Source organism: Dactylosporangium sp. NPDC051087, assembly GCF_055586325.1.
The window spans coordinates 338,865-360,627 of record NZ_JBVJIJ010000009.1 but is presented as its reverse complement, the minus strand read 5'-3'; the positions used below and the strand labels follow the sequence as shown (position 1 = coordinate 360,627).

General features: G+C 73.4%; 20 protein-coding genes. 10 read left to right on the top strand and 10 right to left on the bottom strand.

Features of this window, described 5'->3' with window-relative positions:
* Positions 1–309, top strand: a 309-nt coding sequence (locus ACZ6TV_RS19880; RefSeq protein WP_465298677.1) for a pectate lyase, incomplete at its 5' end; no start/stop codon positions are given.
* Here the strand turns inward: ACZ6TV_RS19880 and ACZ6TV_RS19875 are convergent.
* Both ACZ6TV_RS19875 and ACZ6TV_RS19870 read right to left on the bottom strand, forming a co-directional pair.
* On the bottom strand, positions 296–2,575 hold the full coding sequence (locus ACZ6TV_RS19875) for an FdhF/YdeP family oxidoreductase (protein ID WP_465298676.1): 2,280 nt from the start codon (positions 2,573–2,575) through the stop codon (positions 296–298). The two genes, ACZ6TV_RS19880 and ACZ6TV_RS19875, sit on opposite strands and share 14 nt — an antisense overlap.
* A 61-nt stretch (positions 2,576–2,636) precedes the next feature.
* Positions 2,637–4,022: a cellulase family glycosylhydrolase gene (locus tag ACZ6TV_RS19870; protein ID WP_465298675.1), complete on the bottom strand. Its 1,386-nt coding sequence runs from the start codon at positions 4,020–4,022 to the stop codon at positions 2,637–2,639.
* Between the two features lie 249 nt (positions 4,023–4,271).
* Here ACZ6TV_RS19870 and ACZ6TV_RS19865 point away from each other — a divergent pair, with 249 nt between their 5' ends.
* The 5 genes from ACZ6TV_RS19865 (at position 4,272) to ACZ6TV_RS19845 (ending at position 8,451) form a co-directional block, all read left to right on the top strand.
* A complete protein-coding gene (locus ACZ6TV_RS19865) occupies positions 4,272–4,934 on the top strand; it encodes a M23 family metallopeptidase (RefSeq protein WP_465298674.1) in 663 nt (220 codons plus the stop codon).
* A gap of 93 nt (positions 4,935–5,027) precedes the next feature.
* Positions 5,028–5,789, top strand: coding sequence for an RICIN domain-containing protein (locus ACZ6TV_RS19860; protein ID WP_465298673.1), 762 nt, complete (start codon positions 5,028–5,030; stop codon positions 5,787–5,789).
* A gap of 126 nt (positions 5,790–5,915) precedes the next feature.
* Positions 5,916–6,680, top strand: a complete 765-nt coding sequence (locus tag ACZ6TV_RS19855) for an SDR family NAD(P)-dependent oxidoreductase (RefSeq protein ID WP_465298672.1) — start codon at positions 5,916–5,918, stop codon at positions 6,678–6,680.
* Between the two features lie 106 nt (positions 6,681–6,786).
* Positions 6,787–6,969 carry a hypothetical protein gene (locus ACZ6TV_RS19850; protein ID WP_465298671.1) on the top strand — a complete coding sequence of 61 codons (183 nt, stop codon included), beginning with the start codon at positions 6,787–6,789 and terminating at the stop codon, positions 6,967–6,969.
* Between the two features lie 39 nt (positions 6,970–7,008).
* Positions 7,009–8,451 carry a protein adenylyltransferase SelO gene (locus tag ACZ6TV_RS19845; protein WP_465298670.1) on the top strand — a complete coding sequence of 481 codons (1,443 nt, stop codon included), beginning with the start codon at positions 7,009–7,011 and terminating at the stop codon, positions 8,449–8,451.
* Positions 8,452–9,490: 1,039 nt separating this feature from the next.
* Here the strand turns inward: ACZ6TV_RS19845 and ACZ6TV_RS19840 are convergent.
* The 5 genes from ACZ6TV_RS19840 to ACZ6TV_RS19820 form a co-directional block, all read right to left on the bottom strand.
* The gene (locus ACZ6TV_RS19840; protein WP_465298669.1) at positions 9,491–10,402 is read right to left on the bottom strand and encodes a DUF3500 domain-containing protein; all 912 of its coding nucleotides are present in this window, start codon (positions 10,400–10,402) and stop codon (positions 9,491–9,493) included.
* The gene (locus ACZ6TV_RS19835; RefSeq protein WP_465298668.1) at positions 10,399–11,082 is read right to left on the bottom strand and encodes a ribonuclease HII; all 684 of its coding nucleotides are present in this window, start codon (positions 11,080–11,082) and stop codon (positions 10,399–10,401) included. The genes ACZ6TV_RS19840 and ACZ6TV_RS19835 overlap by 4 nt, the downstream gene beginning before the upstream one ends.
* A gap of 102 nt (positions 11,083–11,184) precedes the next feature.
* Positions 11,185–11,601, bottom strand: coding sequence for a DUF2262 domain-containing protein (locus tag ACZ6TV_RS19830; RefSeq protein WP_465298667.1), 417 nt, complete (start codon positions 11,599–11,601; stop codon positions 11,185–11,187).
* 1 nt (position 11,602) lies between these two features.
* A complete protein-coding gene (locus ACZ6TV_RS19825; protein WP_465298666.1) occupies positions 11,603–12,178 on the bottom strand; it encodes a dienelactone hydrolase family protein in 576 nt (191 codons plus the stop codon).
* A 26-nt stretch (positions 12,179–12,204) separates the two neighbouring features.
* Positions 12,205–14,937 (bottom strand): putative bifunctional diguanylate cyclase/phosphodiesterase, encoded by a 2,733-nt coding sequence (locus ACZ6TV_RS19820; protein ID WP_465298665.1) that lies wholly within the window; start codon positions 14,935–14,937, stop codon positions 12,205–12,207.
* A 395-nt stretch (positions 14,938–15,332) separates the two neighbouring features.
* Here ACZ6TV_RS19820 and ACZ6TV_RS19815 point away from each other — a divergent pair, with 395 nt between their 5' ends.
* A complete protein-coding gene (locus ACZ6TV_RS19815) occupies positions 15,333–17,231 on the top strand; it encodes a hypothetical protein (protein WP_465298664.1) in 1,899 nt (632 codons plus the stop codon).
* Between the two features lie 84 nt (positions 17,232–17,315).
* On the opposite strand, the gene ACZ6TV_RS19810 is transcribed toward ACZ6TV_RS19815, so the two are convergent.
* The gene (locus ACZ6TV_RS19810; RefSeq protein ID WP_465298663.1) at positions 17,316–17,663 is read right to left on the bottom strand and encodes a hypothetical protein; all 348 of its coding nucleotides are present in this window, start codon (positions 17,661–17,663) and stop codon (positions 17,316–17,318) included.
* Positions 17,664–17,790: 127 nt separating this feature from the next.
* Between ACZ6TV_RS19810 and ACZ6TV_RS19805 the strand changes: the two genes are divergently transcribed.
* Positions 17,791–19,188, top strand: coding sequence for a diguanylate cyclase domain-containing protein (locus tag ACZ6TV_RS19805; protein ID WP_465298662.1), 1,398 nt, complete (start codon positions 17,791–17,793; stop codon positions 19,186–19,188).
* Here ACZ6TV_RS19805 and ACZ6TV_RS19800 read toward each other — a convergent pair.
* Together ACZ6TV_RS19800 and ACZ6TV_RS19795 are read right to left on the bottom strand one after the other, a co-directional pair.
* Positions 19,170–19,373 (bottom strand): hypothetical protein, encoded by a 204-nt coding sequence (locus ACZ6TV_RS19800; protein WP_465298661.1) that lies wholly within the window; start codon positions 19,371–19,373, stop codon positions 19,170–19,172. The genes ACZ6TV_RS19805 and ACZ6TV_RS19800 overlap by 19 nt on opposite strands.
* A 91-nt stretch (positions 19,374–19,464) precedes the next feature.
* Complete coding sequence (locus ACZ6TV_RS19795) at positions 19,465–19,800, bottom strand: DUF6223 family protein (protein WP_465298660.1); 336 nt, start codon at positions 19,798–19,800, stop codon at positions 19,465–19,467.
* A gap of 192 nt (positions 19,801–19,992) precedes the next feature.
* On the opposite strand from ACZ6TV_RS19795, the gene ACZ6TV_RS19790 reads away from it, so the two are divergent.
* Positions 19,993–21,099 carry a sensor histidine kinase gene (locus tag ACZ6TV_RS19790; protein ID WP_465298659.1) on the top strand — a complete coding sequence of 369 codons (1,107 nt, stop codon included), beginning with the start codon at positions 19,993–19,995 and terminating at the stop codon, positions 21,097–21,099.
* The gene (locus tag ACZ6TV_RS19785) at positions 21,096–21,755 is read left to right on the top strand and encodes a response regulator (protein ID WP_465298658.1); all 660 of its coding nucleotides are present in this window, start codon (positions 21,096–21,098) and stop codon (positions 21,753–21,755) included. Before ACZ6TV_RS19790 ends, ACZ6TV_RS19785 begins: the two co-directional genes overlap by 4 nt.
* Positions 21,756–21,763: the final 8 nt, after the last annotated feature.

Genomic DNA, 21,763 nt, shown 5'->3' with positions numbered 1-21,763 from the left:
ACCGTCAACATCTCCGGCTTCTACGTCGAGAACGCCGGGAAGCTGTACCGGGCCTGCGGCAACTGCACGAACTCCTACCAGCGCAACGTCGTCGTGGACAACATCATCGCCAGGTCGACGAAGGTGATCGCGGGCATCAACACGAACTGGGGCGACACCGCCCGGTTCACCAGGATCACCGTGTACGGCTCGGCGACGATCTGCGACAAGTACAAGGGCGCCCCGAAGGGCAGCGAGCCGACCCACATCGGCTCCGGCGCCGACGGCGTCAACTGCTTCTACAACTCCTCCGACATCACCTACCGCTAGCTTCCAACCGCACGACGACCCACTTCGACGTGGGGGTGCCGCTGACCGCAGCCTGCGAGTCCAGCGGCACCAGCGGGTTGGTCTCCGGGTAGTAGGCGGCGACGCATCCCTTGGGCGTGTCGTACTCCACCAGCCGGAACCGTGGCGCGCGGCGCTCGGTGGACTCCCACTCCGACACCAGGTCGACCATGTCGCCGTCGGCGAAACCCAGCTCGGCGAGGTCCGCCGCGGAGATGAACACGACCCGGCGGCCGGACCTGATCCCGCGGTACCGGTCGTCGAGGCCGTAGATGGTGGTGTTGAACTGGTCGTGGCTGCGGATCGTCTGCAGCACCAGCCGGCCCGGCGGCACCTGCATGACGACGAGCGGGCTGACCGTGAACACGGCCCGGCCCTCCGGCGTCGGGAACGTGCGGGAGTCCCGCGGCCCGTGCGGCAGGGTGAAGCCGCCGTCGCGGATGCGGTCGTTGTAGCCGGCACAGCCGGGCACGACGCGGGCGATCCGGTCACGGATCCGGTCGTAGTCGACCGTGAACGACGACCACGGGATGCCGTGCCGGTCCCCCAGCGTGGCCGCCGCGATCCCGCACACGATGTCCACCTCGGACCGCAGCGCCGGATCGATCGGGGCCGAACGACCCCGGGACGCGTGCACCTCCGACATCGAGTCCTCGACGGTGACCCGCTGCACCTTGCCGCCGGTCATGTCCTGCTCGGAGCGGCCGAGGGTGGGCAGGATCAGCGCCGTCTCCCCGGCCGCGACGTGGCTGCGGTTGAGCTTCGTGGACACCTGCACGGTGAGCGCGGCGCCGCGCATGGCCGCGGTGGTGACGTCGGTGTCGGACATCGCGGCGACGAAGTTGCCGCCGAGCGCGATGAACACCTTCGCCCGCCGGTCCCGGAAGGCACGCACAGCGTCGGCCGCGTCGAAGCCGTGCTCGCGCGGCGGCTCGAAGCCGAACTCGGCGCCGAGCGCGTCGAGGAAGAACGCGGGCGGCTTCTCCCAGATGCCCATCGTCCGGTCGCCCTGCACGTTGGAATGGCCGCGGACCGGGCACAGGCCGGCGCCGGGCTTGCCGATGTTGCCCTGCGCCAGCGCGACGTTGACGAACTCCTTGATGGTCGCCACCGCGTTGTGGTGCTGGGTGATGCCCATCGCCCAGCAGTGCACGGTGCGCTTCGAGGCCGCCAGCATCGCCGCCGCGGTCTCGATCTGCGACCAGGCCAGACCGGTCGCGGCGAGCACCGCGTCGCGGTCGAGCGCGCGCACGTGGCGCTGCCATTCCTCGAAGCCGGTGGTGTACCGGTCGATGAAGTCGCGGTCGATCGCACCCCCGGGCGCCCGCAGGAGCAGGTGACCGATCGCCTGCCACAGTGCCAGGTCGCCGTTGGACCGGATCTGCAGCAGCACGTCGGCGAGATCGGTGCCGCGCCCGGCGAGCCCGCGCGCCTTCTGCGGATTGTCGAAGCGCATCAGCCCGGCCTCCCGCAACGGGTTGACGGCCAGGATCTTCGCGCCGTTGCGCTTGGCGGTCTCCAGCGCGGTCAGCATCCGCGGGTGGTTGGTGCCCGGGTTCTGCCCCGAGACGACGATGAGCTCCGCCTCGTGCAGGTCCTGCAGCGACACCGACCCCTTGCCGATGCCGATCGTGCGGGCCAGCCCGGCCGACGTCGACTCGTGGCACATGTTGGAGCAGTCGGGGAGGTTGTTGGTGCCATACGCCCGCGCGAACAGCTGCCACAGGAACGCGGCCTCGTTGCTGGCCCGGCCGGAGGTGTAGAAGACCGCCTCGTCGGGGCTGTCCAGCCCGCGAAGGTGCGCGCCGATGAGCGCGAACGCCTCGTCCCACGAGATCGGCTCGTAGTGGCTGCCGCCGGCGCGGCGGACCATCGGATGGGTCAGCCGGCCCTGCGCCTCCAGCCAGTGGTCGGTGCGCCCGGCGAGGTCGTCCAGGGAGTGCGCGGCGAAGAACCCGGGCCCGACGGTCTCCCGGACCCCTTCCCAGGAGATGGCCTTCGCGCCGTTCTCGCAGAACTCGGCGGTGTGCCGGTGCCCCTTCGGGTCTGGCCAGGCGCAGCTCATGCAGTCGATGCCGTCGACCTGGTTGAGCGCGAGCAGGTTGCGGGTGGCCTTGACGACGCCCATCCGCCGCACCGCGTTGCCGACGCTGAGCCGCACGGCAGGCAGCCCGGCGGCGTGGTCGGCGGGCGGCCCGACCTTCAGCCGCGCCTCGGCCTCGTCGACGGGTGGTGGCAGGTCAGGCATACCACCGAGGGTAGACCTGCGACGGGCCGGCGCGGGAGTACGGCCGGCCCGTCGCGGTCGCTCAGCTCGCCGTGCAGGTGAGCGGGGCGGGGACCGGGTTGGTGCCGTTCCAGGTGCCGAGGAAGCCGAACGAGGTGTTGCCGCCGGCGGCGACGGTGCCGTTGTAGCCGACGTTACGGGCGGTGACCGCGGCGCCGGAGCTGGTGATGGTGGCGCTCCAGCCGTTGGCGACGGTCTGCCCGTTGGCGTACGTCCAGCCGACGGTCCAGCCGGAGATCGCGGCGCTGCCGGCGGTCACCTTGACCTCCGCCTGGAAGCCGCCGGGCCACTGGCCGACGATGGCGTACGTCGCGGTGCAGGCCTTGCCGCCCGGGTTCGACGGGGACGACGACGGGCTGCGCGAGGCGGACGGGGACGTGGACGGGCTGCGCGAGGCCGACGGCGAGACCGACGACGGCGGCGGGCTGGTCTGTCCACTGTAGATGGAGGCCTCGCGGGAGGTGGCCTTCAGACCGTTGGCGCCGTTGACGATCCGGTCGCCGAACGTGGTCAGCTGCGCCGGGTTGAAGTTCGTCGTCATGTCGAGGATCGGGTCGCTGTTGCCGCTCCACGACCAGGCGATCCAGCCCAGCCCGCGGGCCTGCGCCTCGGACAGGATGGTCTCGTGGTCGACCTCGCCGGAGTTGAACTTCCAGCCGAACTCGCCGACCACGAGGGGCCAGCCCTTGTTCTTGAACGCGTCGAAGTACGACACGATCGTCGAGGCGTTGGCGTACACGGCGTACATGTGGATCGACAGCACGGTGTTGTGCTTGGTGTCGGCGTCCAGCACGGTCTGGCCGGTGTCGCGCATGACGTTCTGCCAGTCCTGGCCCCAGTTCGGGGCGTCGACCATGATCAGGTGCTCGAAGCCGTTGGTGCGCAGCTTCTGGATCGCGGCGGCGGTCGCGGCGGTCCACTGCGCCGGGTTGGTGTTGCCGATCGGCTCGTTGCCGATGTTGATGACGACGTAGTTCTCCTGGCCGACCAGGTTCGCCTTCTGGCTGATCCAGTAGTTGGCGGCCTCGTCGAGCGACGCCGCCGCGCCCTCCTCGCCGTAGCCGGTGGTGTCGTGGACCTCGAGCACGCAGATGAGCTTGTTCTGCTTGCACAGGGTGATGACGGCGGGCACGTCGTTGGACGGCCCCCAGCGCTTGCCGGTGCCGAGCACGACCCGGATCGTGTTGGCCCCGGCGGCCTTGATGGCGGCGAACGAGGACGTCTGGCCGGTGTACCACACGTGCGGGTGGTTGACACCGCGCATGATCAGGTTCTGGCCGTTGGCCTCCACGATGTTGCGGCCGCTGATGTGCAGGCCGACGGCGGCTGACGCGGGCTGCATGAACATCACCACCGACGCGGTGACGGCGAGCAACAGCGCGCCGAGCACGCTGAGTCTTCTCCTCATGGCCTACCTCGAGACATCGACGGGAGCTGGGCGGGCCGGACATTAGGCCCGGCCGTTGCGGGGCGTCAACGCGCACGGGCCCCGCGAAGCCCTCGCTCCCGCGGCGTTTCCGCTGGTACGAACGCAGGCGGCGGACCGGCGGCGCCCGGGGCAGACCGTGAAGCTTTCACAGTTTGTCCCGGGACGCAGCGTTGCGGCGACGAGGTAGATTGATCGCCGGTGGGCGCGCGAGGGGTGTATCGGTCGACGATGCTGCTGATCATCATCGGCTGCGTCATCACGTCGTACGTCGTGCTCGCCCGCCGGGCCGACGGCCACCCGCAACAGCGCCCGGGGCCGCGGCCGGCGTTCCAGCTGCCGTTCCAGTGCGGCGAGTCGTGGCACCTCACCACGTATGCCGGGCACGACGACTACGACATCGACTTCTTCTTCAACGGCGGGCAGAGCGGCGGCCGCGCCGTCCTCGCCTCCGCCGGCGGCACGGTCGCCTGGGCCGGCTGGCAGGCGACGCTGGAGAACGGCGCGGCGGCCGCGCCCGGCACCGTCGGCACCCGCGGCGGCCTCGGCTTCGGCGTGATCATCGACCACGGCGGCGGCTGGTTCACCTCGTACGGGCACCTGCAGACCTGGCCCGAGGTGAAGCAGGACCAGGTGGTGCCGCAGGGCCGGCTGCTCGGCCACGTCGGCAGGACCGGCTCGACCCGCGTCGACCACCTGCACTACGAGCAGCACGACGACACCCGGGACCCGGAGCACACCCGCGGCAACGCCGACAAGGTCGAGTCCGTCTTCGACGGCGTCCCGTCGGGCATCACCAGCGACGGCAGCGCGGCCACCGGCCCGATCCGCACCGCCGGCCCGGTGTCCCCGCCCCAGGACCGGACCAGCCACAACTGCCCGCAGTCCCGGTAGTCCCGGAAATTCCTGTTATCGGCCCTCGCCGGCCCACATCTACCTGGGTGCCCCGCCCTCGTGGCTCCGCGTGACCGGAAAGGGACCAGGTTCATGTCCAGATCGGGTTCGTCCAGGCGGCATGTGTTGTATGCCGCGCTCGCCGTCGTGGTGCCCGCCGTGGTGACGGTGGTGACCGTGCTGCCGTCCGAAGCAGCGGCGCTGCCCGCCACCGGCGGCACGTATCAGCTGGCGGTGACGAAGAGCGGCAAGTGCATCGACGTACCGTCGGCGTCCACCGCCAACGGCGCGCTCCTGCAGCAATGGGGCTGCACCACCGGCGCCACCTGGCAGCAGTTCCGGCTCACCGCCGCCGGCACGCTGGTCAACGTCAGCAGCGGCAAGTGCGTCGACGTGCCCGGCTGGTCCACCGCGTCGGGCGTGCAGCTGCAGCAGTACACCTGCGTCGCCGGCCAGACCAACCAGCAATGGCGGCTCGTCGCCTCCGGCCCCGGCACCTTCCAGATCATCAACGTCAACAGCGGGCTCTGCGTCAGCGACAAGGACGCCTCCACCGCCAGCGGCGCCGCCGTCATCCAGGAGACCTGCACCGCCAACAGCAACAAGCAGTGGGCGTTCAACGCCGTGGGGAGCACCGCCGCCGCGACCGTCGCGAAGGACGGGACCGGGCAGTACAGCACCGTGCAGGCGGCCGTCGACGCGGTCCCGGCGAACAACACGACCCGCCGGGTCATCACCATCAAGGCCGGCGCCGGCACGAACAGCAACCGCCCGCAGCTGAGCGACTCGGCGGCGGCGAACCACACCCCGCAGAAGTATCTGGCCGGCGGCGACGGCTGGAACCCGGTCCAGTGAGCCACTCATGGACATCTTGACGTGTCCCGGCGTTCACAGCACGTGAGCGCCGGGGCAAGTCCGCTGCAATCGCACTGCAATCGGGCCGGGTCATCGTGTGCGGGTACACGACGAAAGGGACCCACATTGCGCACCATTCTTGTCACCGGATCGGCCGACGGCATCGGCCTGCACACCGCGACGCAGCTCGTCGCCGGCGGGCACCGGGTGATCCTGCACGCCCGCAACGAGGAGCGGGCGGTCGCGGCGAAGGCGGCGGTGCCCGGCGCGGCCGGAACCGTGGTCGGCGACCTGCGCTCGCTCGAGGAGACCCGGACCCTTGCCGTTTCCTTGCGGGAGTACGGGCGCCTCGACGCGATCGTGCACAACGCCGGGATCGCCCGGCTGGAAAGCTCGGAACGGGAGCTGACCGGTGACGGCATCGAGTCGATGCTCCAGGTCAACGTGCTCGCGCCGTACCTGCTGACGGCGCTGCTGCCGCCGCCGGGACGGCTGGTGTTCGTGTCGTCGGCGATGGCCGCCCAGGGGTCCGTCAAGCTCGGCGACCTGCAGTACGAGCGGCGGCCATGGAACGGGTTCGAGGCCTACAGCACGACGAAGCTCCTCGACCTGATGCTGGCCGTCGCCGTCGCCCGGCGCTGGCCGGGGACGCTGAGCAACTCGGTCGACCCGGGCTGGGTGCGCACCAGGATGGGCGGCGACGGCGCGCCGACCGATCCCGCCGACGCCGCGCGGGGCCAGGTGCGCCTCGCCGTCGACGAGGAGGTGCGGGTCACCGGGCAGTACTTCAGCGACCGCGACTGGCGGCCGGCCGACTTCGACCAGGCCCTGCTGGACGAGCTGCTCACGCGCTTCGCCGACCTGACCGGCACCGCCCTGCCCGGGCACTGATCAGGACCCGCTGGGCCGCCCGGTGCCCACGTCACCGGGCGGCCCCGTCCCGCCTTGGACGTGCGTCCGACGGGCGGGGACGTCCCCGTTGGCCGATACTGGGATCATGGTGAATCCGGATCTCGACCCCGAGGAGTACCCGCCGCTCGACCCGCGCGAGCCGGTGCCCGACGACCCGGGTGAGCTGCTGCCCGACACCCCGGGTGAGCTGCCCGAGGCACCCGTCGAGCCGATGCCCGGCGACGACGAGGGCGGCGGCGGCACGGGCGGGGTCCGCGAGCCCGCGTGACGGGGGTTTCTGTCGTACCGGCGACGTAGTCTCGACGGCGTGACCATCGCGACGGCCGTGACCCTCGACAACCGCTTCGCCCGTGAGCTGCCCGAGATGGCGGTGCCGTGGCAGGCCGAGCCGGTCGCCGAGCCGCGCCTGCTCGCGCTCGACGAGGCGCTCGCCACCGACCTCGGCCTCGACCCCACCTGGCTGCGCGGCCCCGACGGGGTGCGGCTGCTGGTCGGGGCCGCCGTCCCCGGCGGGGCCACACCGGTCGCGCAGGCATATTCCGGGCACCAGTTCGGCGGGTTCTCCCCACGGCTCGGCGACGGCCGGGCGCTGCTGCTCGGCGAGCTCGCCGCCCGCGGCCGGTCCCGCGACCTGCACCTGAAGGGTTCGGGACGGACGCCGTTCGCGCGCGGCGGTGACGGGCTCGCCGCCGTCGGGCCGATGCTGCGGGAGTTCGTCATCAGCCGCGCCATGCACGCGCTGGGCATCCCGACGACCCGCGCGCTCGCCGTCGTCGCGACCGGGCAGGTCGTGCGCCGCGAGACACTGCTGCCCGGCGCCGTCCTGGCCAGGGTCGCGAGCAGCCACCTGCGGGTCGGCAGCTTTCAGTATGCCGCCGCCACCGGCGACAAGGACCTGCTGCGCAGGCTCGCCGAGCACGCGATCACCCGCCACCACCCGGCCGCGGCCGACGCCGACCGCCCCAGCCTGGCCCTGTTCGAATCGGTCCTCGCCGCGCAGGCGTCCCTGATCGCACAGTGGATGCTGACCGGCTTCGTGCACGGCGTCATGAACACCGACAACATGACGATCTCCGGCGAAACCATCGACTACGGCCCGTGCGCCTTCATGGACGCCTATGACCCCGCCACGGTCTACAGCTCGATCGACCACGGCGGCCGCTACGCGTACGGCAACCAGCCGCTCGTCGCCGAATGGAATCTCGCCCGCCTCGCGGAGTCGCTCCTGCCCCTCATCGACGACGACCAGGACCGCGCCGTCGAGCTGGCCGTCGCCGCCCTCGGCGGATTCCGCCCGGCGTATGAGGCGGCGTGGCTCGACGGCATGCGCGCGAAGCTCGGCCTCCCCGCGGGCCACGACGCCGCCCAGCTCGTGACGGACCTGCTCACGCTGCTGCATACCGGCCGCGTGGACCACACGTCGGCCTACCGGTCCCTCGCCGCGGCCGCCCGCGGTGACTCCTCGCCGATCCGCGCCCTGCTGCCCGACCCGCTGGCGGAGGCGTGGGTGCGGCGGTGGCTGGCACTCACCCCCGACGCCGATGCGATGGACCGGGTCAACCCTGTGTACATTCCCCGCAACCACCTCGTCGAGGAGGCTTTGGCCGCGGCGACCGGCGGCGACCTGGCCCCGTTCGACCGGCTGGTGGAGGTCGTCAGCGACCCGTTCACGGAGCGCCCCGGCCTCGACCGGTTCGCAGCGCCGGCACCGCCCGACTTCGGCACCTACCAGACCTTCTGCGGCACCTGACCCACCAGCGCGGCCGCAACGGCTCGGCACGGTCGGCACGGTCGGCACGGTCGGCACGGTCGGCACGGTCGGCACGGCGAGGGGACTCTGACCACGGCGACCCGGAGCCGTCCAACCGGCTGGCCGAGATCACCAACGACCCATTCATCGACCGCCCCGACCGGCCCACGAATCCGACACCGGCAGACTTCGACACCTAACCAACCTTCTGCCGCACCCGACATGCCAGCACTCGCCGCCTCGGCGACCCGGCAACCCGGCGAGGAGACCCTGACCACGGCGACCCGGAGCCGTCCGACTGGCACGCGAGATCGCCAGCGACCCATTCGCCGACCGGCCTCGACCGACCGGCCCACGAACCCTGCACTGGCAGACTTCGGCATCCACCAGACCTGGCGCCGCAGCGCAGTCACGCAGACCGGTGAGGGGAGACCCTGACCACGGCGACCTGGAGCCATTCGAGCGGCCGGCCGAGATCGTCGGCTGCCCATTCACCGACCGGCCCCGCCCCCGACCGGCCCACGAACCCGAAACCGGCAGACTTCGCCGCCACTCGACCTTCTGCCGCACCCGGCGATCCGGCGATCCGGCGATCCGGCGATCCGGCGATCCGGCGAGGAGACCCTGACCACGACGACCCGAAGCCGTCCAACCGGCTCGCCAAGATGACCAGCTGACCGTTCACCGGCCGGCTCCCGCCCCGACCAGCCCACGAACCCAACATCGGCAGACTTCGCCGCCTACCAGACCTTCTGCCGCACCCGACATCGCTGCGCCGTCACCCGCCCCAGCGACCCAGCGACCCAGCGACCCAGCGACCCAGCGACCCAGCGACCCAGCGACCCAGCGACCCAGCGACCCAGCGACCCAGCGACCCAGCGACGAGATCCTGAACGCGGCGGCCCTCAGCCGTTCGACCGGCCGGCCGAGGTCGTCGCCGGCCGTTCGCAGAGCGCCACGGTCTCGAACGGTATTCGAAAGGCCTGCCGCACCCGATGCCTCAGCGTCGGCCGGGGTGGCGACGATGCCGGCAGAAGCGTCAGTGCGGCCAGTCGGCGTGGTGGGCGGCGAGGATGTCGGCGCCGAAGTCGGAGTCGGGGCGGCGCAGGACCGTGTGGGCGTGGTTCAGGTCGTCGGCGGTGTTGTCGTACTCGATGAGCAGGTCCGGGGCCTGCACGCGGTAGTAGTGCCGGCCGGTCCGTTCGGTCGCGCCCTCCCACGCGAACGTCAGCCGGTCCCGGTCCACGGGCGGCGCGACGTCCGCGGGGAGCCGGTCGAGGTAGACGGCGACCAGTTCGTCGAGCAGCCGCCGGGCCGGGTCGGGCAGTTCGCCGGCCGCGATCCCCGGCGGCACCGTCCGGATCGCCGCGTTCGGTCCGCTGTGGATGTCCGGTGGCGCGGTGCGTTGCAGGACGACCTGGTGCAGCTGCTGCTGCGGTACCGCGGCCAGCACAGCCCAGCCGAGTTCCTCCTCGGGCGCGAGCGGGCGCACGACGGGCCGGCCGCCGTAGTAGGTGCCGAGCGGGTTCGCGCCGAAGAACACCGGGGCCGGGGACACCGTGTCGCCGTCGAGGGTCATCGTCACCGACAGGTGGTGGCCCTCGAACCGCCAGCCCCACCGCTCCCCCGGTCCGGGCGTGCCGAACACGGCGACCGTGTAGTCGTTGCTGTGCCGCCCGCGCCGGTAGCCTTCCCGGTGGTCGAGGACCTCTTCGAGCGCCAGGATCACGGTCGCCTGGGCGAACGCATGCTCGCGCAGGCCCGTCGCGAGGAGCCGGTGCGCGGCCTTCCGCCCGGCCGGGTCGAGCGCGCCCAGGCTCACGCCGGGTCTGGGTCGTGGCCGGTACTCGATCCACCGCCGGTGCGCGTCGTCCTCGAACGGCAGTCCCGCCTCGGGCGCGTTGCTCAGGAGGTCGGCCGCCTCGGCCCGCATCGCCGCCGCTGTCGTCATTCTGCTGTTGTACCAGCCGGGACCGCCGCCGGGACGCGCCACGACCTGCGGTGGTGCACGGACAGTCCGTGCGCGGCGACGCCGTCCAGGTGTTCCGCGGCGCCCCCGTAGCCGGCGTTGCGCTCCCACCCGTACGCCGGGAAGTCCCCGGCGAGCGAGGCCATGTGCAGGTCCCGGTGCGATTTTGCCAGGATCGACGCCGCGGCGACCACGGCGCACCGCGCGTCGCCCTTCACCTCGGTGCGGACCGGTGGGATGCTGCGCTCGGGGCAGAACAGCGTCTCCTCCATCGGGTCGCTGAGGTAGTCGTGCGCGCCGTCGAGGATGATCACACCCGGGTGCTGCGGCAGTTTCGCGAGCGCCCGCCAGCCGGCGGTCCGCAGTGCCGCGGTCACCCCGAGCCGGTCGATCTCCTCGGGGGTAGCCTCGCCGATCGCCCAGTGCGCGACCCACTCCCGCACGACGGGCACCAGCCGCTCCCGCTGCGCCTCGGACAGGAACTTCGAGTCGGCCAGCCCGTCGGGCACCGGTCCGCAGTCGCCGGCGACGACCGCGATCCCGACGGCGATCGGCCCGGCCCACGCCCCGCGCCCAACCTCGTCCATCCCGCCGACCGCGAGATGCCCGCGCCCCCACAGCTCCCGCTCCACATCCAGCGTCGGCGTCACCTTGCGGCTCACTCGTGCGGCTCCTTGTGCGACGGCGTCGGGGCGGCACCAGTCAACCACGCCGGCCCGGGTCAGCCACGCCGGCTCCGGAGGGCGCGCCGGCTCCGGCGCGGCTCAGCCGGCCAGTTTGATGTCGATGACCTGCAGGTTCAGGTCGAGGAGCAGCACGATCGAGTGTTCGCCGAAGAGGGCGCCGTCGTCGAAGAGCACCTCGACGTGGTCCTCGCCGACGTCGACGCAGGTCGGGCGGATCCGGGCAATGAACCCGGCGTGGTCCAGCTCCGCGGCGTCGTCCTGGCGCCAGGTGTCGTTGTACAGCTCCAGCAGCTCCGACGCGACCAGCGCGCGCAGGTGCGACGGGTCGAGGCGGCCCAGGATCGTGGCGGCCTCCTCGAGCCGAGCGGCGGGCAGGTCGAGGCAGGTCAGGGTCAGCGAGACCTGGTCGGTGGCGCCGAGCGGGACGGGTGACGCCGCCTCCCACCAATACATCGCCGGGTTGAAGGTGAGGGTGCCGAGCGCCGGGTGGTGCACGTCAGCGGCTCAGGAGGCCGAGGACCCGGTCGAGCAGCAGCGCGGTCGCCGCGGAGTCGTAGGAGGGCAGCGAGCTGTCGGCGAAGTAGTGCTGGTCGCCGGGGTAGAGGAACAGCTCGGCGTCGGGAGCCTGGGCGACGAGGTCGCGGGCGGCGTCGATGTCGCCCTCGCCGACGAAGATCGGGTCGGCGTCCATGCCGTGGACCTGGACGGGCACGGTGGCGGGCCAGGCGGGGCTGAACTCGGTGACCGGCACGCACGAGTAGCACAGCACCGCGCCGCGGGCGCCCGGGCGGGTCTGGGCCAGCTGCTGGGCGGGCAGCACGCCGAGGGAGAAGCCGATGTAGACCAGGTCGGCGGGCAGTGTGGACACCGCGGCGGCGCCGCGGCGGAGGATCTCGCCGGGGAAGCCGAGCCCGGTCGCATAGGCCACGCCCGACTCGATGCTGTCGAAGGTGCGGCCGTCGAACAGGTCGGGGGTGTGGACGGTGTGCCCGGCCTCGCGCAGCGCTTCGGCGAACGCCGTCACGCCGGCCGTCAGGCCCTGCGCGTGGTGGAACAGGACCGCGTCAGCCATGTCTTTCCCCCGTCTCTCGGGAGCCATCATAGGACAGGCGCCGCGGCCGACAGCAGGGCCGAGATGCCGTCCGCGGGCTGCGGGCGGGCGAAATGGTAGCCCTGGCCGTGCGGGTAGCCGAGCTCGCGGAGCCGCCGTGCCTGCGCCTCCGTCTCGATGCCCTCGGCGACGGCCTCGATCCGCAGCGCGCGGGCCATCTGGATCACCGCGGCGGCTACGGTACGGCCGTCCGCCGCCGTACACGTGCCGGTGAACGCGCGGTCCAGCTTGATCTCGTCGACCGGGCAGGTCTGCAGGGTGCTGAGGCTGGAGTGGCCGGTGCCGAAGTCGTCGAGCGAGATCCGCACCCCGAGAGCCCGCAGGGCGTGCACGGACTCGACGCAGGTGGGGTGCAGGGTCGCGGTCTCCGTGATCTCGACGGTGAGCCGGTGCGGGGCGAGGCCGGACGCCGTCAGCAGGTCCGAGACGTCGGCGGCGAAGTCGGCCTCCTGCAGCTGCCGGGCGGAGACGTTGACGCTCATGCGCGGCGCGGCCTCGCCGTACACCTCGTGCCACCGGACCGCCTGCTGGAGGGTCTGGGCGAGGATCCAGCGGCCGAGCGGCACGATCAGCCCGGTCGCCTCGGCGACGGGGACGAACTCGCCGGGCGGCACCGTGCCGAGGTCCGGATGTTGCCAGCGGACCAGGGCCTCGACGCCCACGGGCGCGCCGCCGGTCAGGGTCACGATCGGCTGGTACACGACGGAGAACTGCTCCTCGTCGATGCCGGTGCGCAGGTCGCGCTCCAGGGTGGCCCGGGCCCGGACCGGCACGTCGAGGGGCGCGGCGTAGTCGACGTACCGGATGCGCGGGCCGTCCCGGTCGGCCTTCGCGGCGTACATCGCGACGTCGGCGCGGCGCAGCAGCTCCTGCGGCGTGGCGGCGACGGTGCCGAGCGCGACGCCGATGCTCGCGGCCAGCCGCAGCCGGTGCCCGTCGACGTCGACCGGCTCGTCGAACGCGGTAGCGATCCGGGCGATGACGGCGAGCGCGGCAGCGTCGTCGGCGTGCTCCAGCAGGACCGCGAACTCGTCGCCGCCGAGCCGGGCCACGATGTCGCCGCGGCGGACGGCGGCGCGCAGCCGGTCGGCGGCCGCGACCAGCAGCGCGTCGCCGACGGCGTGGCCGAGGGTGTCGTTGACGGTCTTGAACTCGTTGAGGTCGATGAGCAGCACCCGCAGCCGCTCCGGCGGGCCGGCGGCGAGCGCCTCGGAGACCCGCTCGCCGAAGAGGCTGCGGTTGGCGAGGTCGGTGAGGGCGTCGTGGCTGGCCTGGTGGCTCAGCCGCTGCTGGAAGTCGCGGGCGTCGGTGATGTCGCGGGAGTTGCAGACGATGCCGGCGACGCCCGGGTCGTGCAGCAGGTTCGCCATCGTGATCTCCGCCCACCGCCAGCTGCCGTCGGCGTGCGCGAGGCGGGCCTGGAAGACCGCGGGGTTCTCCGGTTCGGCCATGACGCGTTCGTACGCCGACAGCACCAGCCCCGCGTCGTCGGTGTAGAGCATGTCGGCGGCGGGCCGGCCGGGCCACTGCTCCGCGGGGAGCCCCAGCAGCCGGGTGGCGCCGGGGCTGACGTAGGTGAGGATCCCCTCGGCGTCGGTGACGGTGATCAGGTCGGACGCGTTCTGCACGAGTGAGCGGAAGCGCCGCTCCCGGTCGCCGAGCTCGACCATGCCCGCGTCGAGCCGGGCCACGAGCCGGGTGTTCTCCTGGAACGTCAGCATCTGCCGGGCGATCACCAGCACGGCGAGGATGACGACCCCGACGGCGACACCGAGCCGCTCGGCCGGGTCGTCGGACAGCATGACGAACAGCAGCAGCACGTTGCTGGCGGCGACCGCCACGTAGGGCATGACGCTGAACGGCCGGCGCCGCCCGCCCTCCTCGCCAGGCTCCGCCACGGTCTCGCCGCGCCGCTCCAGCCGCGCCGCGAACACCGCGAACAGGCAGCTCAGCGGCACCGCCAGCTGGCTCGGGCTCGGCGCGCCGGCCGGCAGCAGCGCCTCGGGCGCCGACGCGAGCGCCCCGACGATGATGGCGAGCCCGAACCACCGCAGCGCGCGCTTGTCGACGGTCGACCCGCCGGTCAGCGCCACCTTGACGATCGCGAACAGCGCCAGCAGCGACACGACCAGCGTGACCAGCCCCGTGACGACCGCGGCCGTCCGGTCGCCGGTGTCGTGCTCCAGCGACGGGCGCAGCCAGAACTGCCACAGGAACAGCCCGCCGGCGGCGACGACCGTGCACGCGTCGAGCAGGAACGTGACCCGCCGCCGGCCGCGGGCCAGGCCGAGCGGCAGCCGCAGCAGCGCCCACCCCTCCAGCAGCACCGCGACGAGGAAGACGGCGCCGTCGGCGGCGCCGATGCGGCCCTGCGGGTCGTGGATCGCCTGCATGCCCCGGACGAACGACCCGAGCCCGACCAGCAGCGTGCCGGCGCCCATGAACCGCCAGAACCGCGCCGCGGCGGGCTTGACCCGCGCGGTCTGCCCGCCGGTCCGGACCGTGCCGACGGTCCACAGGGCGGCGCCGGCGAGCACGGCCGACACCAGGTTCGGCACCCAGCCCAGCACCGGCGGCCCCACGGGCCCCCGCACGTTGACCGCGAACCACACCCAGGCGATCAGGACAATCGCCGCCTGGGTGATCACATCGGCACGTGACGTCCCGAACAGGGCATCGCGTAGCCGCGCCACCGGGCCCGGCCGTCCCGATCCGGTCATCTACCGCCCGTCCTTCTCCCCGCCCCGTCCGAAATGCTCATCGACCGCGACCCGCGACACCTGAGCGTCATCCGCCTGCCGACGCACCGTACCGCCCCGTACCCCCGCGCGCCGATCGTCCCGAGTACCGGCCGGGCCGACCGACCGGACGCCCGGCCCCCGCAAACCGCTTTGACCGCGTCGCGGCGGGTGCGGGACGCTCGTCGGCGTGCAACGCGTCCTGATCGCCCGTGACCTCGTCGCCCTGCCGGACCCTGCCCCGCCGGCGGTCTCGCCGGCGTCCCTCGCCACCGTGGCCGCGAACATCGCCCACTACGGTTTTCGCGCTGTCCGCCCGCGCGTACGGCATCCTGAGCGCCACCGGCGAGGACCAGCTGCGCGAGTGGTGGGCCGGGGTGGAGCCGGTGCTCGCCGCGCTCACCGGCGACGACAAGCGCATGGGCGACGTCGTCGTCTACCGGAACTTCCCGGCCGAGGTCCTGGCCATGGACGAGGCCGAATACTGGCTGCGGCAGGTCCTCATGTACTGGGGGCTGCCCAACGACCTGGTCACCGGGGAAGCGGCGGAGCGGGCGCCCCTCGCGGAGCTGCCGGCGCCGCGCGTGCTGCACCCGGCCGGCGACACGGCGCTGCCGCGGATCCTCGGTGAGCTCTGCGCGCTGCCGGCGCGGTGGACCGACGCCCAGTGGGAGGACGTCACGGCGCTCGCCGGCGCGCCCGTCGACCTCGCCGCGGTGACCTTCGTGGAGAACCGGATCCGGCTCGCCGTGCTGCTGCTGACGACCGGGGTCGAGGCGCGGGTCGCCACCGCGACCGACGTGCTGCGGCTCGCGGTCGCGCTGTCCGGCGGCGACCCCGGCCTGCGCGGCGGCGGCGTGCGGCTGCGCCGGTTCACGCGGGCGGAGCGCCGCGCCCTGCTCGGCATGCTGGAGGGCGCCACCAACCTGCTCGACGACGTCGCGCGGCGGCGGGAGCCGTTCAAGCGGCTGTTCTTCGCCCTGCACCCCGGCGACTACCGCACCGCCTTCCCGCGGGTCGTCGAGGCCTACGACGTGCTGTACACCGGCCGCACCGTCGGCGGGTTCGGCACCGAGGTCGAACGGCTGCTCGCCGACCGTGACCCGGCCGTCGCCGGGCTGCTCGCGACCCGCCCGGGAGAATACGCGCGCCGGCTGTCGCAGCTCGTCCGCGTGTTCGGGGAGGCCCCCGGCGCCGGGACCGTCGTGCGGGGCCTCACGACGGTGCAGCTGCTGAAGCTGCGGCGGCACCTGGAGACCGCCGACATCCGGCAGTGGCGCATGTTCCCGCCGCGCGGCGACTGGGCGAAGGTGCAGATCGTCGAGACCGACGAGCGGCGCCGGCTGCCGGCCGGCCCGCGCGACGCCGTGCTCGCCGTCATCGGCGCCGAGCTGACCCGCCGCCTCGCCGGCGTCGGCCCGGTCGACCTCGACCCGGCGACGGAGCGGGTGAAGCTGCCGACGAACGACGCCGAGCTGGCACCCTACGGCCGGGGCACCGTCTTCGACATCCCCGGCGGCGTCCGGTTCGTGCGCTCCGCCGCGTACTGGGCCACGGGCCCGACGGGCACCGACGTCTGGTACGACAACAGCTGGAACTTCTTCGACGACACCTGGTCGCCGGTCGGCGTGACCTGCTGGGACCACGTCCGCTTCGGCGACGCGGCCGTCTTCTCCGGCGACCCCACGAACTCCAAGGACCTGCAGGGGCGTGCCTGCCAGCTCATCGACCTGTACCTGGACGAGCTCGCCGACGCCGGCGTGCGCTACGCGGTGTGGAGCCTGCTGTGCTACTCCCGCCGCACGTTCGCGGCCGCGAACGACGTCCACGCCGCGCTGCAGTGGGGCGAGCGGCCGCAGGAGGGCAGGCTGTTCGAGCCCGCCCGCACCCAGCTGTCGTTCCCGGTCCGCGGCGACAGCCTCACCAAGTTCGTCGCCTACCTCGACCTGCGGCGCCGGGTGCTGGTGTACCTCGACGCGAACCTGCCCTCCCGGGTGCGGTCCGCCTCGCTCAACGGCACGGTGCTGCGTTCGACGCTGCCGCCGTACGTCGAATACCTCGAGAGCCTGCCGAGCGTCCACGACCTGTTCGACCACGCGCCGCGGGCCGCCGGCGGCATGCCCGTCCGCTACGACGACTCGGCGGCCGCCGTCACCGGCGGTGGCCCGGCCTACGTCTTCCGGCCGTCCAACCAGGACAGCGATTTCGAACCGGTCGACCTCGGCGCGCTGCTAAGCTCACGCGGCGAGGCCATGGTGGTCCTTCCTTCTCCCTAGAATCGCGAAAGCGATTTTGACTATCGAGGGTCACCGCTTTCCTCGCCCGATCCTCCACCCGGCGCTGACCGCCGGGAACGGCGGTCAGTCCTCGACGCCGTAGCCGGTGAAGGTGTAGAGGCCGGGTGCCTGGCGCTCGATCTCGGCGGCGACGGCGGTGGTCTCGCCGGTCCAGGTGTCCTCCTGGACCTGCTGCACCTCCTCCGGCAGCCGGCCGTAGGCGTAGCCGGAGTAGAGCAGGACGCCCAGCGCGCGGGGCTCGTAGTCGTCGTAGTCGTAGACCCGGGGGTCGGCGGGGTCGCCCTGCTCGTCCTTCAGCCGGACCGCGGCGGCGGCGGACCGGGCGAGCAGCAGGATCGCCTCCTGCTCCCCCGGCGGCACGTGGGCGCCGTCCTTCCTCGACACGAACAGCGCAGGACCGTACGCGGACATCGCGGGCTCCTCTCGGGTCGTGCGAGCCTACCGGTCGGTCGCCAGGTGGTTGCCGCGTGCCCGTTCCGCTCAGCCGGGCGGACGCGCGGGCGATCTTCCCGCGGTTGAAGTGCTGGAGGGGTCCGTGATGGCGATGCTGCATCGTGCGTACGCGCTGGCCGTCGTCGTGACGGTGACGGCGCTGCTCACGCTCGACGGGCCCGCGGAGGCGTGTGTCATGGTCCTCAGCGGGCTCGTCCCGGCCGCCGCGATCGGCTGGCACCTGCGCACCCGCCGGCCCGGCGCCGCGCGGCCCTGGTACCTGGCGCTCGCCGGGCTGTCGCTGCTGACGGCGACGAACCTGATCGGGTTCGGCGCCACCGTCGGCATCCGGACGCCGGGCGGCGGGCTCCTCGCGCCGTGCCTGATGGCGGCCGGGTTCCTCGGGCTGCTGTCCGGCAGCGCGGTCGTGGTGACCCGGCACACGCCCGGTGACGGCGGCGGGATCATCGACGCCGCGCTGATCGGGGTCGGCGCCGCCGGGCCGCTGTGGGAGTTCGTGCTGCGGCCGAGGCTCGCCGCGGAGCACGCGCCGGCGGCGGTCCAGCTGCTCGCGCTGGTCAACGTGCTCGCGCTGCTGGCCACCCTCGGCTCGGTGCGCCGCATCGCCCGCACGATGGGGTCCGGGTCGCTGCGGTACCTCTACGCGTCGATCGCCCTCGGGCTGGCCGGCACCGTCGCGTCGGTCCTGACCGCGGGCCTGACCCATCCTGCCGCGACGCAGCTGGCCCCGGCGCTGTGGACGGTCGCGTACCTGAGCTTCGGCGCCGCGGCGCTGCACCCGGCGGCGGTCACGCTGACCGAGCCGGTCGAGCGGCAGCCCGAGCGGCCGACGCTGCGCCTGCTGCATCTCGGCGCCGTCCTCGCGATCAACCCGGTCGTCGGCGCGCTGCCGGTGCTGTGGGGCGGCGAGCCGGACGCGGCGCTGCTGAGTCTCGGCACGCTCGTGGTCATCGCGCTCGTCGTCGCCCGGATCGGGCAGCTGCTGCGCCAGCGCACCGAGGCGGAGGACGCCCTCGCCCACCGGGCCAGCCACGACGAGCTCACGGGCCTGCTCAACCGGCGCGGCGTGCTCGCCCGGCTGGAGCAGTCGACCGGGGCCGGCGCCGGCGTGCTGTACTGCGACCTCGACCGCTTCAAACCGGTCAACGACGCCCTCGGGCATCTCGCCGGCGACGAGGTGCTCCGGCAGGTCGCCGCCCGGTTGCGGGCCACGGTGCGCCCCGGCGACCTGGTCGGGCGGATCGGCGGCGACGAGTTCCTGATCGTCTGCCACGGCATCGACGCGGCGCAGGCGGACACGCTGCGGCGCAGGCTCCGCGAGGTCGTCGCCGCGCCGATGCGGGTCGCGGGCCGGCGGGTCGAGGTCGGTGTGACGATCGGGTCCGCGCTGGCCGGTGCGGGGGCGCCGGTGACGGCCGAGCAGCTCGTCGCGGCGGCCGACCGGGAGATGTACGACCGGAAGCACTACCCCGTGGCGGTCTGAGCGGCGCCGGGGTCGACGAAGTCGCCGAGCTCGACACCGACCTCGAGCAGCGCGTCGGCGAGCTTGTCCACGCTCGGCACCGCCCGCGACACGCCCGGGCCGATCAGCCTGTACCAGGCGACGGAACCGACCCCGCCGACCTCGACACGCCACGTGCCGTCGGGTGTCTGCATCGCCGCGCTCACCACCCGACGCTACGACAGCCCGTTCACCAGCGGGAAGACATGATCGATAAGTACACCGATGTAGTTCGCCCGCGGCCGGCGGCCGGCTCGGTCATCGGGAGCGGGCCTGCGCGACGCCGCCGAGGACGACCGCGATCAGGCCGGCGGCCAGGGCGGCGTACCCGCCGACGATGCCGTTGCCGGTGCCGGGGCCACCGTCGGCGGTGAGGACCACCACGGCACCGGCGACGATCCCGGCGGCCCCGGCGGTCAGGGCGACGAGGGGTCCCCGCCCGCCGAGGAGACCGCGGCGGCCGGCGAGGGCCAGCCCGCCGGTGACAACGCCGCCCACCGCGACCAGCGCGGCCACGGTGGCGAAGGCCCGGTCGGTGGTGAGGCCGGGGGTGGCGGCGAGGACCCGGCCGGCGGTCAGCAGAGCGAGGGACATGGCTTCCTCCTGTGTCGTGCCTGGCTCGATGCCGTCGATCGTGTCGGCCGCCGCGCCCGGGCGCATCGTGCGGGCGTCGGCGTCGCCGGCTGCCGCGGACGTGGCAGCGGGCCCGGATCTACTGCGGGCGCGGTAGCCGGATCTGGTCCTCGCGCACGAGTCGCCGGGCCACGGGTCCGGTTAGGGTGCCTCATGGGCGTTGCGCGCATCGGGATCCGCGACTGGGCGCTCGCCGCGGGCGTGGCGGCCGTCCTCGTGCTCGCCGGTCGCGCCGAGGATCCTGCCGGCCCGGCGCTCGCCGGTCACGTCCTGCTGGCGGCCGGTGGTCTCGCGCTGGCCGCGCGCCGCCGGGCGCCCGTCGCGGTGCTGATCGCGGCCGCTGTGTGCGCGGTCGGCTACCGGGCGGCCGGGTTCAACGTGTTCGCCGTGGCGTATCTCGTCGCCGTGTACGCCGCGATGCGGGCCGGGCGCCGCGCGGCGACCGTGGCGGTCAGCGTGGCGCTGCTGGCCGGGCTGCCGGTGGCGGCGATGGTGTCGGGCCTGCCCGCGGGCGCGGCGTTCATCCAGGCCCGGGGCGTGCTGGAGCTGGCGTGGCTGATCGCGGCCGGTGCGGCCGGTGAGGCGCTGCGCCAGGCCGAGCGGCGCGCCGACGAGGCCGAACGCACGCGCGAGGAGGCCGCCCTGCGCCGCGCCGGACAGGAGCGGCTGCACATCGCGCGGGAGCTGCACGACTCGCTCACCCACCAGATCTCGGTCATCAAGGTGCAGGCGGAAGCGGCGGTGCACCTGGCGCACAAGCGCGGCGAGCCGGTGCCGGACGCGCTGCTCGTCATCCGTGACGCCGGGCGGGAGGCGGCCCGCGAGCTCCGGGCGACCCTGGAGGCGCTGCGCGACGACGACACCGCCCCGCCGCCGGGCCTCGACCAGGTCGCCGGCCTCGTGGAGCGGGCCAGGGCGACCGGGCTGGACGCGTCGCTGACGGTGGAGGGGCACCGCGCCGGCGTTCCTGTCGCGGTGGAGCGCACGGCGTACCGGATCGTGCAGGAGGCGTTGACCAACGTCGCCCGGCACGCCGCCGCCGGGAGCGCGTCGGTCCGGATCGGCTACCGGCCGGACGCCGTCGTCGTGCGGGTCGACGACGACGGCACCGCCACCGCGCAGTCCCCGCCGGCGCCCGGGGTCGGGCTGCTCGGCATGCGGGAGCGGGTGACCGCGCTCGGCGGGCGGCTGCGGGCCGAGCCCCGCGAGGAGGGCGGCTTCACCGTCCACGCCGAGCTCCCCGTCGCGCGGGTGCCGTGATCCGCGTCCTGCTGGTCGACGACCAGCCGCTCATCCGCAGCGGGTTCCGGGCGCTGCTGGACGCCGAGGACGACATCGCCGTCGTGGCCGAGGCCGGCGACGGCGCCGAGGGCGTGGCGCTGGCCCGCGAGCACCTCCCGGACGTGGTCCTCGTCGACGTCCGGATGCCCGTCGTCGACGGCATCGAGGCGACCCGGCGCATCGCCGCCGACCCGGCCCTGGCCGCGGTGCACGTCGTCGTGCTGACCAACTACGGGCTGGACGAATACGTCCTGGACGCGTTGCGGGCCGGCGCCGCGGGGTTCCTCGTCAAGGACGTCCTGCCGGAGGACTTCCTGCACGCCGTGCGGGTCGCGGCCCGCGGCGACGCGCTGCTCGCGCCGTCCATCACCCGCCGGCTCATCGACCGGTACATCACCCAGCCGCCTCGACCCGACGCCACCGCGCTGCGCGAGCTGACCACGAGGGAGCGGGAGGCCGTGGCCCTGGCCGCGCAGGGACTGTCCAACGACGAGATCGCCGCCCGGATGTTCATCAGTCCGGTGACCGCGAAGACCCACATCAACCGCGCCATGGCCAAGCTGCACGCCCGCGACCGCGCGCAGCTGGTCGTCATCGCCTACACGGCCGGCCTGGCGACCCCGCGACATCGGTGAGCCTAAGA